16 protein-coding genes are annotated in these 15,252 nt (G+C 42.0%); all 16 read left to right on the top strand.

What is annotated here, in order from left to right; genetic code table 11:
* Positions 1-207 precede the first annotated feature (207 nt).
* The 16 genes from trmFO to flgD all read left to right on the top strand — a co-directional run bounded on the left by trmFO (position 208) and on the right by flgD (position 15,251).
* A complete protein-coding gene (gene trmFO, locus MKZ11_RS21630; RefSeq protein ID WP_340796412.1) occupies positions 208-1,518 on the top strand; it encodes an FADH(2)-oxidizing methylenetetrahydrofolate--tRNA-(uracil(54)-C(5))-methyltransferase TrmFO in 1,311 nt (436 codons plus the stop codon).
* Positions 1,519-2,014: 496 nt separating this feature from the next.
* Complete coding sequence (locus MKZ11_RS21625; RefSeq protein ID WP_340796411.1) at positions 2,015-2,914, top strand: tyrosine recombinase XerC; 900 nt, start codon at positions 2,015-2,017, stop codon at positions 2,912-2,914.
* A 9-nt stretch (positions 2,915-2,923) separates the two neighbouring features.
* On the top strand, positions 2,924-3,469 hold the full coding sequence (hslV, locus tag MKZ11_RS21620) for an ATP-dependent protease subunit HslV (protein ID WP_340797080.1): 546 nt from the start codon (positions 2,924-2,926) through the stop codon (positions 3,467-3,469).
* Positions 3,466-4,863 carry an ATP-dependent protease ATPase subunit HslU gene (hslU, locus tag MKZ11_RS21615; protein ID WP_340796410.1) on the top strand — a complete coding sequence of 466 codons (1,398 nt, stop codon included), beginning with the start codon at positions 3,466-3,468 and terminating at the stop codon, positions 4,861-4,863. Before hslV ends, hslU begins: the two co-directional genes overlap by 4 nt.
* Positions 4,864-4,950: 87 nt before the next feature.
* The gene (gene codY / locus MKZ11_RS21610; protein WP_340796409.1) at positions 4,951-5,727 is read left to right on the top strand and encodes a GTP-sensing pleiotropic transcriptional regulator CodY; all 777 of its coding nucleotides are present in this window, start codon (positions 4,951-4,953) and stop codon (positions 5,725-5,727) included.
* A 331-nt stretch (positions 5,728-6,058) separates the two neighbouring features.
* Positions 6,059-6,451 carry a flagellar basal body rod protein FlgB gene (flgB, locus tag MKZ11_RS21605; protein WP_340796408.1) on the top strand — a complete coding sequence of 131 codons (393 nt, stop codon included), beginning with the start codon at positions 6,059-6,061 and terminating at the stop codon, positions 6,449-6,451.
* A gap of 2 nt (positions 6,452-6,453) precedes the next feature.
* Positions 6,454-6,915, top strand: coding sequence for a flagellar basal body rod protein FlgC (gene flgC / locus MKZ11_RS21600; protein WP_340796407.1), 462 nt, complete (start codon positions 6,454-6,456; stop codon positions 6,913-6,915).
* Between the two features lie 24 nt (positions 6,916-6,939).
* Positions 6,940-7,254 carry a flagellar hook-basal body complex protein FliE gene (gene fliE, locus MKZ11_RS21595; RefSeq protein WP_445327012.1) on the top strand — a complete coding sequence of 105 codons (315 nt, stop codon included), beginning with the start codon at positions 6,940-6,942 and terminating at the stop codon, positions 7,252-7,254.
* Positions 7,255-7,316: 62 nt separating this feature from the next.
* Entirely contained in the window at positions 7,317-8,909 is a 1,593-nt protein-coding gene (fliF, locus tag MKZ11_RS21590) for a flagellar basal-body MS-ring/collar protein FliF (protein ID WP_340796406.1), read from the top strand.
* A 14-nt stretch (positions 8,910-8,923) separates the two neighbouring features.
* A complete protein-coding gene (gene fliG, locus MKZ11_RS21585; RefSeq protein WP_340796405.1) occupies positions 8,924-9,937 on the top strand; it encodes a flagellar motor switch protein FliG in 1,014 nt (337 codons plus the stop codon).
* The gene (gene fliH / locus MKZ11_RS21580; RefSeq protein ID WP_340796404.1) at positions 9,921-10,700 is read left to right on the top strand and encodes a flagellar assembly protein FliH; all 780 of its coding nucleotides are present in this window, start codon (positions 9,921-9,923) and stop codon (positions 10,698-10,700) included. Before fliG ends, fliH begins: the two co-directional genes overlap by 17 nt.
* A 2-nt stretch (positions 10,701-10,702) precedes the next feature.
* Entirely contained in the window at positions 10,703-12,034 is a 1,332-nt protein-coding gene (gene fliI, locus MKZ11_RS21575) for a flagellar protein export ATPase FliI (RefSeq protein ID WP_340796403.1), read from the top strand.
* Positions 12,031-12,480, top strand: a complete 450-nt coding sequence (gene fliJ, locus MKZ11_RS21570; RefSeq protein ID WP_340796402.1) for a flagellar export protein FliJ — start codon at positions 12,031-12,033, stop codon at positions 12,478-12,480. Before fliI ends, fliJ begins: the two co-directional genes overlap by 4 nt.
* A gap of 4 nt (positions 12,481-12,484) precedes the next feature.
* A complete protein-coding gene (locus tag MKZ11_RS21565; RefSeq protein ID WP_340796401.1) occupies positions 12,485-13,090 on the top strand; it encodes a MotE family protein in 606 nt (201 codons plus the stop codon).
* A gap of 40 nt (positions 13,091-13,130) precedes the next feature.
* Positions 13,131-14,564: a flagellar hook-length control protein FliK gene (locus tag MKZ11_RS21560; protein ID WP_340796400.1), complete on the top strand. Its 1,434-nt coding sequence runs from the start codon at positions 13,131-13,133 to the stop codon at positions 14,562-14,564.
* 3 nt (positions 14,565-14,567) lie between these two features.
* Complete coding sequence (gene flgD / locus MKZ11_RS21555) at positions 14,568-15,251, top strand: flagellar hook assembly protein FlgD (RefSeq protein ID WP_340796399.1); 684 nt, start codon at positions 14,568-14,570, stop codon at positions 15,249-15,251.
* The last annotated feature ends 1 nt before the right edge of the window (position 15,252 follow it).

Raw genomic sequence — 15,252 nt, 5'->3', positions numbered from 1 at the left:
CGGCTGTGTAATCCACTTCCTATGGGCCCGCGACAGGCATAAGGCGGTTTGGCGAAGCGGCGGTTCTTTGCCCGGGAAGGATGCAGTTCAATCCTTTCTAGCCGAAACGACTTATGACCCGAGCATCTGGCGCCCGGAGTCTGGACAATAAGAAAAGCGGAAGCGCCTTGGTCTAGACAAACAGAACTGAAGAAAGAAGGTGTCGGGATGACAACCATTGTAAATGTGATAGGTGCAGGCCTTGCTGGGAGCGAGGCTGCATGGCAAATTGCCAGCCGTGGAGTGAATGTCCGTTTATATGAGATGCGACCTGTAAAACAAACGCCAGCGCACCACACGGACAAATTTGCAGAGCTTGTATGCAGCAATTCATTGCGTGCTAACAACTTGACGAATGCGGTCGGTATTATCAAGGAAGAGATGAGAAGACTCGATTCCCTGATCATACGTGCAGCAGACGCTTGTGCAGTCCCGGCTGGAGGAGCGTTGGCGGTCGACCGTCATGAGTTTGCCGGTAATGTTACAGATACGATTCGAAATCACCCACTAATCGAAGTTATCAATGAAGAAGTGACTGAACTGCCGGATGGCATAACGATTATTGCGACGGGTCCTTTAACTTCTCCAGCACTCGCTGAAGAAATTCGTAAACTAACAGGCGAGGAATATCTATATTTCTACGATGCGGCAGCACCTATCATTGAAAAAGATTCAATTGATATGGACAAAGTTTACTTGAAATCCCGTTATGATAAAGGGGAAGCGGCTTATTTAAACTGTCCCATGAATGAGGAAGAGTTTGAGAGATTCTACAATGCGCTTGTCGCGGCAGAGATTGTACCTTTGAAAGAATTTGAGAAAGAGATCTATTTCGAAGGATGCATGCCGGTGGAAGTACTTGCACAGCGCGGGGCGAAGACACTGTTATTTGGTGCACTTAAACCAGTGGGTCTTGAACATCCTGAAACAGGAGAACTTGCAAAAGCGGTCATTCAGCTTCGTCAAGATGATGCGGCAGGTACTTTATATAACATTGTAGGATTTCAAACGCATATGAAATGGGGCGCACAAAAGGAAGTCATCAACTTAATTCCTGGTCTTGAAAACGTTGAAATCGTTCGCTATGGTGTTATGCATCGCAATACATTTATTAATTCACCGCGTGTTCTGAACGCGACTTACCAGTTAAAGGCGAACCCAAATGTCTTTTTTGCTGGACAGATGACTGGTGTCGAAGGATATGTCGAATCAGCAGGCTCAGGCCTAATTGCAGGCATTAACGCCGCTAATCTTGCACTTGGTAAAGAGCTAATCCATTTCCCACATGAAACGGCGCTCGGAAGCATGGCACGATATGTTACGGAAGCCAATCCCGAAAACTTCCAGCCAATGAACATCAACTTTGGCCTTTTCCCGGAACTCGGCAAACGTGTCCGCACAAAACTAGAACGGGCAGAGCAGCATGCGGAACGTGCTCTAAAAGCAATTGGTGAATTTCAATCAGTGTCATTAACTTGAATAGTTTCTTGCTGAAAGAAGAAGACTGGGGGTAGTCCTCCTAGGCTTCTTCTTTTTATGGTCAAGGAAATTAGTAAGTGTAGTAATAAGAATAAGTTATGATTTTGTTTTGGGGTGGTCGATGCAGATGGATGTGATTGGCATATGGTCGGTCAGTCGCAGTATATGGACGCTTAGCTATGGGATATAATCAGTTCCTAGTTGAATCTTAAATAACACCTCTTTATGCTTGTCAGTTTCTTATGGATATGGACAAATTGTGTCAGAAATACGAACAAATTAAAAGAGGTCAGACTTCTGGTGATTAGAAGGTTGCCGGACGAACATCATTTATTGTATAGTGAATCGTGGATGACTTTCGAATTTCTGAATTAGTCGCTATTTTTTGGTTATTAGTTGACGCGCTTCACTGTAGCATTTTACGTATAATGTGTTATTATTCAAATGACTCATAATATTGTTATTACTTAGCGACTTTCCAAGTAGGGGTGAGTGTATGACAGTACAACCTTCTAGCGTCCGTGATGAATATATTTCATATGTGCGTTTGGAAAAGAACTATTCATTTTACACAGTATTGGAATATGAGAAAGATGTAGATGCATTTTTGTCATTTCTCGAAGTTGAAGGTATAACAGATTTGAATGATGTGGCTTATCCGGAAGCAAGGCTTTATGCCACTGAACTGTATGACCTAGGGTTATCGAGAGCATCGATTTCTAGGAAAATCTCTTCTATTCGTTCCTTTTTTAAGTTTTCGAATGCCCGGTATGGCATTGATGATAGTGCGTTCCGTTCCCTTCATCATCCAAAGAAGGAAGGACGGTTGCCAGCTTTTTTTTATGAAGAGGAACTGGAAGTACTATTTTCCTCCTGTGAGGGAGAAGATAGAAAGTCTCTACGTGACTATGCCCTCCTTGAATTACTCTACGCAACAGGCATAAGGGTCAGTGAGCTGACAGCTATCAAAATGCAAGATATCGATGACCACCTTGGCATTGTTTTGGTCATGGGAAAAGGTCGTAAAGAACGCTATGTGCCGTTCGGAAGTTTTGCTCAATCCGCGCTTGATGCCTATCGTGATAATAGCCGGCTGGATTTGATGAAACAGAAAGACCATGACATGCTGTTCGTCAATTTACGGGGCGATCCTCTGACTGACCGGGGTGTACGCCATATCTTAAGCATGATGATGGAACGCGCGTCACTCCACTCGAAAATCTATCCGCATATGATTCGTCATTCTTTTGCAACTCACCTTCTGGCAGGAGGCGCCGACATGAGAACCGTTCAGGAGCTACTTGGACACAGTCACTTATCTTCAACGCAAGTGTATACACATATAACAAAAGAGCATTTAAGAAAAACATATATGAATACGCATCCGCGAGCATAGGAGGATGATCTGATGGAATTCCATGCAACGACAATCTTTGCCATTCGCCATGAAGGGTCTTGTGCCATGTCAGGCGATGGGCAAGTGACGGTAGGAAATGCAGTCGTTATGAAACATACTGCAAAAAAAGTACGCCGAATCTTTGGCGGTAAAGTACTGGCGGGTTTTGCTGGTTCTGTAGCAGACGCATTCACGTTATTTGAATTATTCGAAGCCAAGTTGATGGAGTACAACGGCAACCTTCAAAGGGCTTCCGTTGAACTTGCGAAAGAATGGCGCGGTGACCGGATTCTAAGGAAGCTTGAGGCGATGTTACTCGTAATGGACAATGAGCAGTTGTTGCTCGTTTCCGGAACTGGAGAAGTGATTGAGCCCGATGATGGCGTTCTGGCAATTGGTTCAGGAGGTCATTATGCGCTTGCAGCCGGACGGGCATTGAAAAAGTATAGTGGGCATTCGCTCACTGCTGCTGAAATTGCCCAAGCGGCACTGGAGACTGCTTCGGAAATATGTGTCTATACAAATGACCATATTATTGTGGAGGTACTCGAATGACAAAGAGACAAGAACTGACACCCAAAGAATTGACTGCTCATCTTGACAGGTACATCATTGGCCAAGACAAAGCCAAGCGTGCAGTGGCAGTGGCAATCCGTAATAGATACAGAAGAAGTCTGCTCTCTGATGAAGAAAAAAGTGAAATCATACCAAAAAATATTCTTATGATTGGCCCGACAGGAGTCGGAAAGACTGAAATCGCGAGAAGAATTGCAAAGCTGGTAAATGCGCCATTCCTTAAAGTGGAAGCGACGAAGTTTACAGAGGTAGGCTATGTAGGGCGAGATGTCGAGTCAATGATAAGAGATTTAACTGAAGCGGGCATTCGGATCGTTAAGGAAGAACAGCGTGAAGCTGTGAAAGAACATGCGGTTATTCTTGCAGAAGAACGGCTTATTGAATTACTTGTTCCTGAAAAAAAGAAAATGGGCGGTATGCAAAATCCGTTCGAAATGCTTTTTGGCCAAAAAGTGGAACAGGAAGAGCCTGATTATGCAGAAGTAGCCGAAGTGAAGCGTAAACGTTCTGAGATTGCGACAAGCCTTAAAGCAGGGGAACTTGAAGAGCACATGGTCACTGTTGAAGTTTCTGCGCAGCAACCATCTATGTTTGACGCATTACAAGGTTCGGGTATGGAACAAATGGGCGCGAATATGCAAGACGCACTTTCTTCTCTTGTGCCAAAAAAGACCATCAAGCGGAAGATGAAAGTGAAGGAAGCCCGAATTGCACTTGAAGCAGAAGAGGCTGACAAACTGATTGATCATGATGAAATTTCAAGGCGGGCCATCGAATTGACAGAGCAGTCCGGAATCATCTTTATTGATGAGATGGACAAAATCGCTAGCCGTGGCGGCAGTTCGTCAACAGATGTTTCTCGCGAAGGTGTACAGAGGGACATTTTACCAATCGTTGAAGGCTCGACTGTGTCGACGAAGTACGGTACAGTTAAGACCGATTTCATCTTGTTCATTGCGGCTGGGGCTTTCCATATGTCAAAACCTTCCGATATTATTCCTGAGTTACAGGGACGATTTCCGATTCGGGTGGAACTGGAAAAGCTTACAAAGAACGATTTTGAACGCATATTAAAAGAACCTGATTTTTCTCTTATCCGTCAATACGAAAAATTGCTCAATACGGAAGAAGTCGTTTTGGATTTTACTGAAGAGGCAATCAGCAGACTTGCTGAGATAGCATTCGAAGTGAATGATGATACTGAGAACATTGGGGCTAGACGGCTTCATACAATTCTGGAGAAGTTGCTTGAAGAGCTTTCGTATGAAGCGGCTGACATTGGGCCGGCAACGATCAAAATAACACCAGCTTATGTCGATGAGAAGTTGAAAAGTATCGCAAAAAACAAAGATTTGTCACAATTTATCCTGTAATTGAAACGTTTTAGTTTATTTAATGATTAAAAACCTTTAGAATATTCTTTAAACGATTAGCAAGTATCTTGAGGAGGAAAAAAGAAAATGAATTTATTATCAAAAACACGTCAAATTAACGCAATGCTACAAGAATCAGCAGGTAAACCGGTAAACTTTAAGGAAATGGCTGAAAAGCTTAGCTCCGTTATTGATTGTAATGCGTTTATCGTAAGCAGAAAAGGGAAATTACTTGGTTTGGAAATACATCACCAAATTGAAAATGAACGCATGAAACAAATGTTCATAGACCGCAAATTCCCTGAAGAATATACAAACCGCTTGTTTGAAGTGAGAGAGACTTCTTCTAACTTGGATGTGGACAGCACGCATACTGTTTTCCCGGTTGAAAATCGTGAGCTATTCAAAGAAGGCTTGACAACGATTGTTCCAATCATCGGCGGCGGTGAACGTCTTGGTACACTAATCTTGGCAAGACTTAAAGATGAGTTCCAAGATGATGATTTGATCCTTGCGGAATATGGCGCAACAGTTGTTGGAATGGAAATCCTACGTGAGAAATCCGAGAAAATTGAAATCGAAGCACGCAGTAAAGCAGTTGTTCAAATGGCTATCAATTCACTTTCTTACAGTGAACACGAAGCGATTGAGCATATTTTTAATGAACTTGACGGCAATGAAGGCTTGCTAGTCGCTTCTAAAATTGCAGACCGTGTTGGCATTACGCGTTCGGTAATCGTGAATGCGCTACGTAAACTAGAAAGTGCTGGCGTTATCGAATCTCGTTCACTTGGAATGAAAGGGACGTATATCAAAGTCCTAAACAATAAATTCCTTGAAGAGCTTGAAAAACAAAAATCATAAGTGTATAATAGGCATTTCGACACCTCTTCCGGTTTCAGGAAGAGGTGTTTTTGTATGTGGAGTAAAAAATAATAGCAGAAAACGGACTTGGATTGAGTGAGAATACACAGAAATTATAGTTGAATAGTGACTTTGGTAGTAGAAAGGGGGTTTTAAATACTTTTTAATAATAAAATGGGTTATTTTGGACTAACGGATATTATTCTTCTTATATAGACAAGAATCACCAAAATCCGATACAATGAGAGTATTGATTTAAAACGCTAGTTTAATACTTTTTAAGAATATAACAGTTTTGTTTCATCAATAGAGGGAATAAGAGGTGGAAACAATGAATATATTTGGATCGACAATTACGCAATTGGAGCGAGGACTAGATTTTTCTGCTACTAAAGGGAAAGTGATTTCGCAAAATATAGCAAATATCGATACTCCTAATTATAAGGCGAAAAATGTCAGTTTCGAAGAAGTTTTTGCAAATGCTAAAGCGAATACGTTAGAAGCCTACAGAACAGACAAGCGACATATCGATTTCAAATCAACCACGACACAACCCGGAGTTTTCAATTACTCGAATCTGCGTTATCGGCAAGATGGAAACGGTGTGGATATGGATAAGGAACAGGCTGATCTTGCAGCTAACCAAATTTACTATAACGCGGTTGTAGACCGTATTAACGGGAAGTTCAGTACACTGCAAAATGTTATTAAAGGAGGTCGGTGACGATGACGATTTTTCATAGTTTGAACACGTCCGCATCTGCATTGACCGCTCAACGCATGCGGATGGACGTCATTTCATCCAATATGGCGAACATTGATACAACACGCGGAAAAATGGTTGACGGGGAATGGCAGCCGTATCGACGTAAATCTGTTACTTTTCAACCGCAAGAAGGGCAATTCTCATCCATGTTAAACGCTGCGATGGGTAATCAGGTAAAAGGATCGGCAGGATATGGTGTGACGGTTTCGAGCATTAAAGAAGATACCGAAACACCATTTAATCTTGTCTTTGATCCTTCACATCCAGATGCAAATGATGAAGGATATGTTTCAATGCCGAATGTCGACCCACTGCGGGAGATGATTGACCTTATGTCTGCTACACGTTCTTATGAAGCGAATGTTACGGTGATCAATGCCAATAAATCAATGTTGATGAAAGCTCTTGAAATCGGTAAATAATGATTCTGGAAGGAAGTTACTTAAATGGCCATACAATCAATTTTTAATCCTACGCAATCAGCAGGGATGCTTAAGATAGAAAATCAAGTGAAAACAGTGCCAACACCATATGAGGCACAGCAAACTTTTGGTAGCTTTTTAAAAGATGCTATTCAAGAAGTGAATAATAAGCAGTATGAATCGGATGTAATGACAGAGAAATTAGTACGCGGCGGAGACATCGAACTTCATGATGTCATGATTGCTTCTCAAAAGGCTTCGATTGCGTTAAATGCAACGATGGAAGTGCGGAACAAAGTAATCGAAGCATATCAAGAAATCATTAGGATGCCTGTTTGATTGCATACGCCATTCAAGTTGGACCGCATTTTTGAATTACGTAAGCTGACCGGGGGATTACAATGAATGAAAGATTGACGAAGATCAGGGCGGATATTCAAACGTATTGGTCAAGTCGTACCAAAAAGCAAAAAGTTACTTATATCGGATCTGCAGTAGCTGTTATTCTAATCGCGGCTTTACTGACTATCTATCTATCTAGGACGGAATATGTACCGCTCTATTCGGATGTATCCCGGGCAGAGATTGGGCGAATTAAAGAACAGTTGGACTCCCAAGGGGTGAAAAGTAAGGTTGCGCCAGGTGGGACATCGATACTAGTGCCTAAAGAAAATGTGGATTCCTTACTTGTCTCCCTTGCGGCAGAAGGCTTTCCGAACTCTGGCATGATTGATTACTCATTCTTTGCTCAAAACGCGGGATTCGGAACGACGGATAACGAGTTCAATATGATTAAACTCGCTTCGATGCAAACCGAGCTTGCGAACCTGATTAAAGGGATCGAAGGCGTGAAAGATGCAGATGTGATGATCACATTGCCTACAGAGAGCGTTTTCTTGAACGAAAACACTCAACAGGCAAGTGCATCAATCATGTTGAAAACTGACGCGGGACATACATTCACTGAACCACAAATTACTGCACTTTATAAACTGGTATCAAAAAGTATGCCGAATCTGTCGACGGATGATATTGTCATCATGAACCAGTACTCCGAGTATTTTGATTTGAAGGCTACCGATACTGCGTATGGACCAAGCATAACGGACCAGATGACGCTCAAAAAAACGATCGAACGAGATTTACAACGTCAAGTACAGATGATGCTTGGAACAATGATGGGACAAGATAAAATTGTAGTCTCGGTCACAACGGATATCGACTTCCAGCTTGAAAACAGGGAAGAAAATCTTGTGACGCCTGTTGACGAGGAAAGTATGGAAGGAATCGCACTTAGTGTGCAACGCCTCACTGAATCATTTACAGGAAACGGCCAAGCAGCAGGTGGGACTCCGGAAGCGGAGGATCCTACAGATAATAGAACGGGTTACGTAGAAGGGCAATTTTCAAACGGTGATTATGAAAAAATCGAAGAAACGGTTAACAATGAAGTTAATCGAATTCGCAAGGAAATTGTCGAAAGCCCGTATAAAATACGTGATATCGGAATCCAGGTAATGGTGGAACCGCCTATAGCAGACGATTCAACGTCAATGCCGCAAGGATTGCAAGAGGATGTCCAACGCATCCTTGAGACAATAATTCGGACTTCCATTGACAAAGAGGCTGCTGGAGAACTGACCCAAGCGGAACTTGGTGATAAAATCGTCGTTTCGGTTCAGCCTTTCAATGGGAAAATGGTCGACGTATCTGAACCGAAGTCTGCAATACCATGGTGGATTTACGTGATTGGTGGGGTACTTCTTCTTGTCATCGGAATTCTTATATTTATGTTCTTCAGAAGTCGACGGAATGCAGAAGAGCTGGAAGAAGAACTGATTATGGAAGAGCAACTCGTATCGTTTGATGTGAATGATATTAATACAGAGCTGGAAACAGAAGGAACTGTCCGCAGAAAACAACTCGAGAAGATGGCAAAAGAAAAACCAGAAGAGTTTGCCAAACTATTGCGTACATGGATAGCCGAGGAATGACGGAGGGATGAACTGTGGTTAAAAAAGAAAAAGGCATGACAGGAAAACAAAAAGCAGCACTTCTGCTCATTTCCCTCGGCCCGGAAGTATCGGCGGCAATCTATAAACATTTGAACGAAGATGAGATTGAACGGCTAACGCTTGAAATCTCAGGTGTTAAAAAGGTTGAATCCTCCGTAAAGGAAGAAATCATCGAAGAATTCCATAACATCGCACTTGCTCAAGATTATATCTCGCAAGGCGGTATTGGTTATGCGAAGACGGTTCTTGAAAAAGCACTTGGCAAGGAACATGCGCAAGCAATTATTAATCGTTTGACATCTTCGTTACAAGTGCGGCCTTTTGATTTCGCAAGGCGAGCAGATCCATCACAAATTCTAAATTTCATTCAAAACGAGCATCCGCAAACCATTGCGCTTATCTTGTCATACTTAGAGGCCGAACAGGCTGGAATGATTTTATCATCATTACCCCAAGAAGTGCAGGCGGATATTGCGAGAAGAATCGCGACGATGGATTCAACTTCACCGGAAGTAATCAGTGAGATCGAAGCTGTACTTGAGCGGAAGCTGTCTTCAACGGTAACGCAAGACTACACAGAAACAGGTGGCGTTGATGCAGTCGTCGAAGTGCTTAACGGAGTCGACAGAACAACTGAGAAAACGATTCTTGATGCACTTGAGATTCAAGATCCTGAACTTGCCGAAGAAATTCGCAAACGGATGTTTGTCTTCGAAGATATTGTTACATTGGACAACCGTTCGATTCAACGTATTATTCGTGATTGTGAGAATGAAGATCTCATTCTTTCATTGAAAGTTTCCAGTGAAGAAGTGAAAGAAGTTTTGTTCAGGAATATGTCCCAACGGATGGCCGAATCATTCCAAGAAGAAATGGAAGTCATGGGACCTGTCCGATTGAAGGATGTGGAGGAAGCCCAATCTCGTATTGTAGGCATTATTCGAAGACTTGAGGAAACTGGTGAAATCATAATCGCTCGTGGCGGAGGAGATGACATCATTGTCTAATGTATTTCGTTCTTTGAATACGATATTGGAAAATGGAGAAACGAAAGAAATATCCATACGCAGCCTTTCTGTTTCACAGGAGGTCAATAAGGAAGCGAGTTTATCACTAGATTCCGTCCTTGCTGAACGGGACCGCTTGTTGAAAGAGACCAAAACGATAAATGAGCAAGAGAAAGCGGCAATTGAACAATTGAGACAAACGGCAACAGAAGAGATTTCAGTCATGCAAGCCGCTTGGCAAAATGAAAAAACGATACTTCAGCAACAAGCATACGACGAAGGGTTTCAAATCGGTTACGAAGAAGGTCACAACAAATCATTGTCGGATATGACAACTTCTATTACCGCTTCAAATGAAACAACGGAGCTATCAATTCAAAATGCACGCCAATATCTTGAGAGTCAAGAACGAGTCATCCTTGATCTTGCAATGCTTTCTGCTGAACGGATTATTGGAGAAATACTTCAAGATGATGAGGAAGTTTATTTATCGGTTGTTAAAAGAGCCTTAAAAGAAACACGTGAAATGAAAGAAATTAAACTGTATGTATCTCTCGACTATTTTCAACTTGTTTCCGATAATCGAACTGAACTCGCATCGATATTCCCACCAAATGTGCCATTTCTTATTTTTGTAAATGAAGAATTTGAAACCACTGAGTGTTATATCGAAACAAATCATGGACGTATTGTTGTCAGCATTGATGACCAGTTAAACGAATTAAGGGAGAAACTCATCGGTATCATGGAAAGTGGTGATTGACGATGAAAAAAGCGGAGGAATTGATGACTGTCATTCCCAATGTTAAGACTTTCAAGAAACTTGGACGTGTTGTCCGCGTTGTCGGTCTAATGATCGAGTCACAAGGACCTGAAAGTTCAATCGGGGATGTTTGTCATATCCATTTAAATAATACTGGCCGAGAAGATTCGGTTATTAAAGCGGAAGTTGTCGGATTCAAGGAAGAAATCGTCATTCTGATGCCCTATACAAACATTCGTGATATATCCAGCGGATGTCTTGTCGAAAGTTTAGGGAAACCTCTTGAAATCAAAGTGGGCATGAGTTTAATGGGGAAAGTACTTGATTCGATGGGCAACCCAATTGATAATAGTATGCTTCCAAGAGGGTTGACTACTGTAAGAACTGAACAAGACCCACCTAATGCGCTCACTCGTCCACCTATCAGCGAGAAGTTATCTGTAGGCGTTAAGGCGATTGATGGAATGTTGACAGTCGGAAAAGGCCAGCGTGTCGGAATTTTCGCTGGCTCTGGCGTTGGGAAAAGTACATTGCTTGGAATGATTGCTCGCAATACAACAGCTGACTTAAACGTCATTGCACTTATCGGGGAGCGTGGGCGGGAAGTCCGCGAATTTATCGAACGTGATCTCGGACCTGAAGGAATGAGCAGATCGATTGTTGTTGCGACAACGTCTGATCAGCCTGCACTTATGCGTATTAAAGGAGCCTTTACCGCAACTGCAATCGCAGAGTATTTCAGGGACAAAGGGATGAACGTCATGTTGATGATGGACTCTGTCACTCGTGTTGCAATGGCCCAGCGCGAAATAGGACTTGCCGTTGGAGAACCACCGGCTACACGGGGGTATACCCCTTCAGTCTTTGCTATCCTGCCGAAATTATTGGAGCGTACAGGTACCAATGAGTATGGTTCCATTACGGCATTCTATACGGTTCTTGTAGACGGTGATGATATGAATGAACCAATTGCCGATGCGGTCCGGGGAATCTTAGACGGACATATTGTACTCGATCGGACACTTGCGAACAAGGGACAATATCCCGCAATCAACGTATTGAAGAGTGTTAGTCGGCTTATGAACCATATTGCAGAGCCCGAACACGTAAAATCAGCAGAAAGATTGCGAGAGCTTTATTACACGTATGATAAATCCGAAGATCTTATCAATATCGGGGCTTATAAGCGCGGGACTTCAAAAGAAATTGATCAAGCGATTGAATTCGAACCGCTTATCACAAATTTTTTGAAACAAGGTTTTAAAGACAATATCTCAATAGAAGATAGTATTGCTGAGCTCGTTTCACTCGGTGCCGGAGGCGGTAGCATATGAAGCCTTATAACTATCGCTTTGAAAAAGTATTGACGTTTCGTGAGCAGGAAAAAACCGAAACTGAAGTTGAATTCAAAGGTTCGGTTGAAGCGTTCGAAACAGTTGCTACTCAATTATATGATTTGCTGAAAAAGAAAGAAGATACCCTCACTGAGCAGCAAGTGAAAATGGCGGTCGGTTTTTCGGTCAATGAAATTCATTACTATGCTCGATTCATTGGCAGTTTAGAGAAACGGATTTCGGAGGTCCAACAGCAAGTAATGCAAGCCCGTTCAAAAATGAATTGGTATGAAAATAAACTCTTAGAAAAAACACTTGAAGTTCGCAAGTTTGAAAAAATGAAGGAAAAAGATCGTGAACATCATCGCGCTGAAATGGAACAGCTGGAAGCGATTCAGCTAGACGAATTGTCGACGCTGAAGTTCCGCAGAAGAGAAAACGGGTGAGAATGTGGCGAAAAAGACCAAACAAACAATAGAAATAATCAAGGCTGAAAAAGAAGGTAAAGGTGGAGCGTTCCAAATCCTCTTACTTTGGATAATCATCCCTCTTCTATTTACCACGGCGCTAGTCTTGATTCTTGCTAAATTCGCAGATGTAAATGTTTTTGATGAGGCAAAGAAGTGGACTAGTAATTTACCCTTTACTTCGGAGAAGAAAGAAGAAGATCCGGGTGTTGGTAATCTGGTCCTCGAAGAGCGAGTCGTGACGATGCAGGCAGAAATTCAAGAAAAAGAAGCCCAACTCTTCAAGGTTCAACAAGATCTCGATAAGTCAGCCAATGAAAACGAGAAGTTACTAATTGAGCAAGAAAAGCTTCTAGACGAAATCGCAGTACTGATACGCGAAAAAGATGATTCAAAGCGTAACTTTAAGGAAATTGTAAATACATTTGAGAAGATGTCTGCCAAATCTTCGGCACCTGTCATTGTGAAAATGAGTGACGCAGAAGCGATACGGATTTTGACTAACTTAAAACCGGATATCCTTGCGTCAATTCTCGAAAAAATGTCGCCGGAAGATGCAGCAAAATATACAACGATGATGACTAAATAAAAGAAAGCTTGCGCCGATACTATTGAAGGGAGGTGAATAAGTGAACATCGCATCATTACAAGCATTAGCTGGGAATAACATGCAAACTTCAACAAATAACATGCAATCGGGTCAACCTGTATCAAGTTCATTTGGATCGGTTTTCAGCAGTATTGCGGGAAAAGTCCCATTAGTTGTCGTTACCGTAAAAGAAGAAACTGGCGGCGAGATATCTGATGAAGCGATAATGGAACTATTTAATGCTACATCTTTAGAAGAGCTTAAAGCTGCGATTACTAGTTTAAAAGAAAATGGAACTCGTGATTTGGATAGTGAAGTCGACTCAATTTCTTCTCTAGGCGATTTAGAGGAGATTGCAAGCTTACTAGATCTTGATCCAAAACAATTGATCGAAAGTTTACTACCACTACTACAGGAAGCTGGTCTTGACGAGGATGAACTGTCAGTGGTCGCAAATACGAATGATTTTTGGACAGTGTTGAATGTTATTGACAAAGTAGCACCTCAATTTTTTAAACAATTGACGGATGCGCTTGAAGGAAAAGGTGAAATACCGAAGAAACAGGCAGTTGAGCTATTGACCTTGTTAAAAACAGCGGAACTGGTAGCACCGAAAACAGACTTACTCATGAAACAAGAACAGCAGGTTTTTACGCTCCAAGGCTCTCTTGCAACAGCGGCTAAACATTGCGAAAATCTACTTATTTCCAGTAATTCTGCAAAGTCTAGCATGGTACAATGGATGGAGTCGAAAAATATAGGACGATTTGTCGTTCAGGCAGATACAGGTCGAACAATGACAGATGATGGGCCAATGAAAAATGGTCTTGAACCTTCATTACTTGTCAAAGGAATCAAGGAGATACAACAACAGCCAGTATTATCTGCAGTAGTTACTGTCATGGAAGAAGAAACTGTAAAAAATAGTTCTGAACCATCGTCAACAACAGCAAATTCTAAAGAACCATTGCAACAAGCTGTTAGTAGCGCTTTAGGTACTGTTTTAGCGGTGAAAGGTGAACAAACGCTTGCTGAATTGGAAAATCGCAACAACTCTCGTAATGAGACATTGATCAAAGAGATGCAAAACATTTTTAAACGTTCGAATTTTGGGCAAACAGGTGGAACGAACCGACTTCTTGTCAAATTGTATCCTGAACATCTCGGCCAAGTACGAATTGAATTGCTTCAGATTAATGGTGTCATGACAGCACGGATTCTTGCATCAACTGCACTGGGGAAAGAAATGCTTGACAGTCAGCTACATCAGCTTAGAAGCGCATTCTTGCAACAGAATTTGCAAGTTGAGCGAATCGATATTTCTCAGACACTGCAAGATATATCCAAAAATGAACGTGAACAAGCATTTAATCAGCACTTCAGAAAAGAAGGACAGGATACAGAAGAGCAACATGAACAAAATGACGAAGAAGAAATGACATTCCAAGAGTATATGATCGAGTTGGAGGCGTAAGAGATGATTGAAGGACAAAAAGCGATTTCAGCATCAGATTATTTAGTGAATAAACAGCGGGATGAGCGTAAAACTGGCGATGGAGTTATGGGGAAAGATGATTTTATGAAATTACTTATTGCCCAATTGCAAAACCAGGATCCGACGAACCCGATGAAGGATAACGAGTTTATCGCACAAATGGCTCAGTTCTCGGCACTTGAACAGACGATGAACTTATCGAAGTCATTTGATAAATTCGCCGAAGCGCAAAATCAGTCACAACTGATTCAATACAACAGTTTTGCAGGTAAAGAAGTTCGTTGGCATGAACTGAAGTTAGATGATAACGGCAATGCGGTTGTAGATGTGGATGGAAAACCCATTGTAGACGAAGGAACCAATCGTATCGTGTCAGTGAAATATGATAATGGCTCTGTGACATTCATTATGGATGACGGGAAAGAGTTGACTCCAGGTAATATTTCGGAAGTGATGTCTGGTTCAGGTGGAACAAATAGTCTTGTTGAAGCAAGCATGCTTATTGGCAAGTTCGTTGGCTACATGGACGGCGAGGAAGAGAAACAAGGTAAAGTAGTATCAGTTGCGAATAAAGATGGAAAACTTCAATACATTTTAGAAGACGGAACACGGATTGAAGGCAAGAAATTCACCTCGATAAGCGAAAAAGAAGAAATGATGGAATGAT

This window comes from Sporosarcina sp. FSL K6-1508 (assembly GCF_038007465.1).
GTDB lineage: Bacteria > Bacillota > Bacilli > Bacillales_A > Planococcaceae > Sporosarcina > Sporosarcina psychrophila_B.
The sequence above is the reverse complement of the archived record's forward strand: the minus strand, read 5'-3'. Positions and strand labels throughout refer to the sequence as shown.

Excerpts from the sequence above, each read along its gene's own strand:
- hslU (WP_340796410.1), top strand. The coding sequence starts at position 3,466 with ATGACAAAGAGACAAGAACTGACACCCAAAGAATTGACTGCTCATCTT.
- fliH (WP_340796404.1), top strand. The coding sequence starts at position 9,921 with ATGACATCATTGTCTAATGTATTTCGTTCTTTGAATACGATATTGGAA.
- trmFO (WP_340796412.1), top strand. The coding sequence starts at position 208 with ATGACAACCATTGTAAATGTGATAGGTGCAGGCCTTGCTGGGAGCGAG.
- MKZ11_RS21625 (WP_340796411.1), top strand. The coding sequence starts at position 2,015 with ATGACAGTACAACCTTCTAGCGTCCGTGATGAATATATTTCATATGTG.
- fliI (WP_340796403.1), top strand. The coding sequence starts at position 10,703 with ATGAAAAAAGCGGAGGAATTGATGACTGTCATTCCCAATGTTAAGACT.
- flgD (WP_340796399.1), top strand. The coding sequence starts at position 14,568 with ATGATTGAAGGACAAAAAGCGATTTCAGCATCAGATTATTTAGTGAAT.
- fliJ (WP_340796402.1), top strand. The coding sequence starts at position 12,031 with ATGAAGCCTTATAACTATCGCTTTGAAAAAGTATTGACGTTTCGTGAG.
- fliE (WP_445327012.1), top strand. The coding sequence starts at position 6,940 with ATGGCCATACAATCAATTTTTAATCCTACGCAATCAGCAGGGATGCTT.
- fliF (WP_340796406.1), top strand. The coding sequence starts at position 7,317 with ATGAATGAAAGATTGACGAAGATCAGGGCGGATATTCAAACGTATTGG.
- codY (WP_340796409.1), top strand. The coding sequence starts at position 4,951 with ATGAATTTATTATCAAAAACACGTCAAATTAACGCAATGCTACAAGAA.
- flgC (WP_340796407.1), top strand. The coding sequence starts at position 6,454 with ATGACGATTTTTCATAGTTTGAACACGTCCGCATCTGCATTGACCGCT.
- flgB (WP_340796408.1), top strand. The coding sequence starts at position 6,059 with ATGAATATATTTGGATCGACAATTACGCAATTGGAGCGAGGACTAGAT.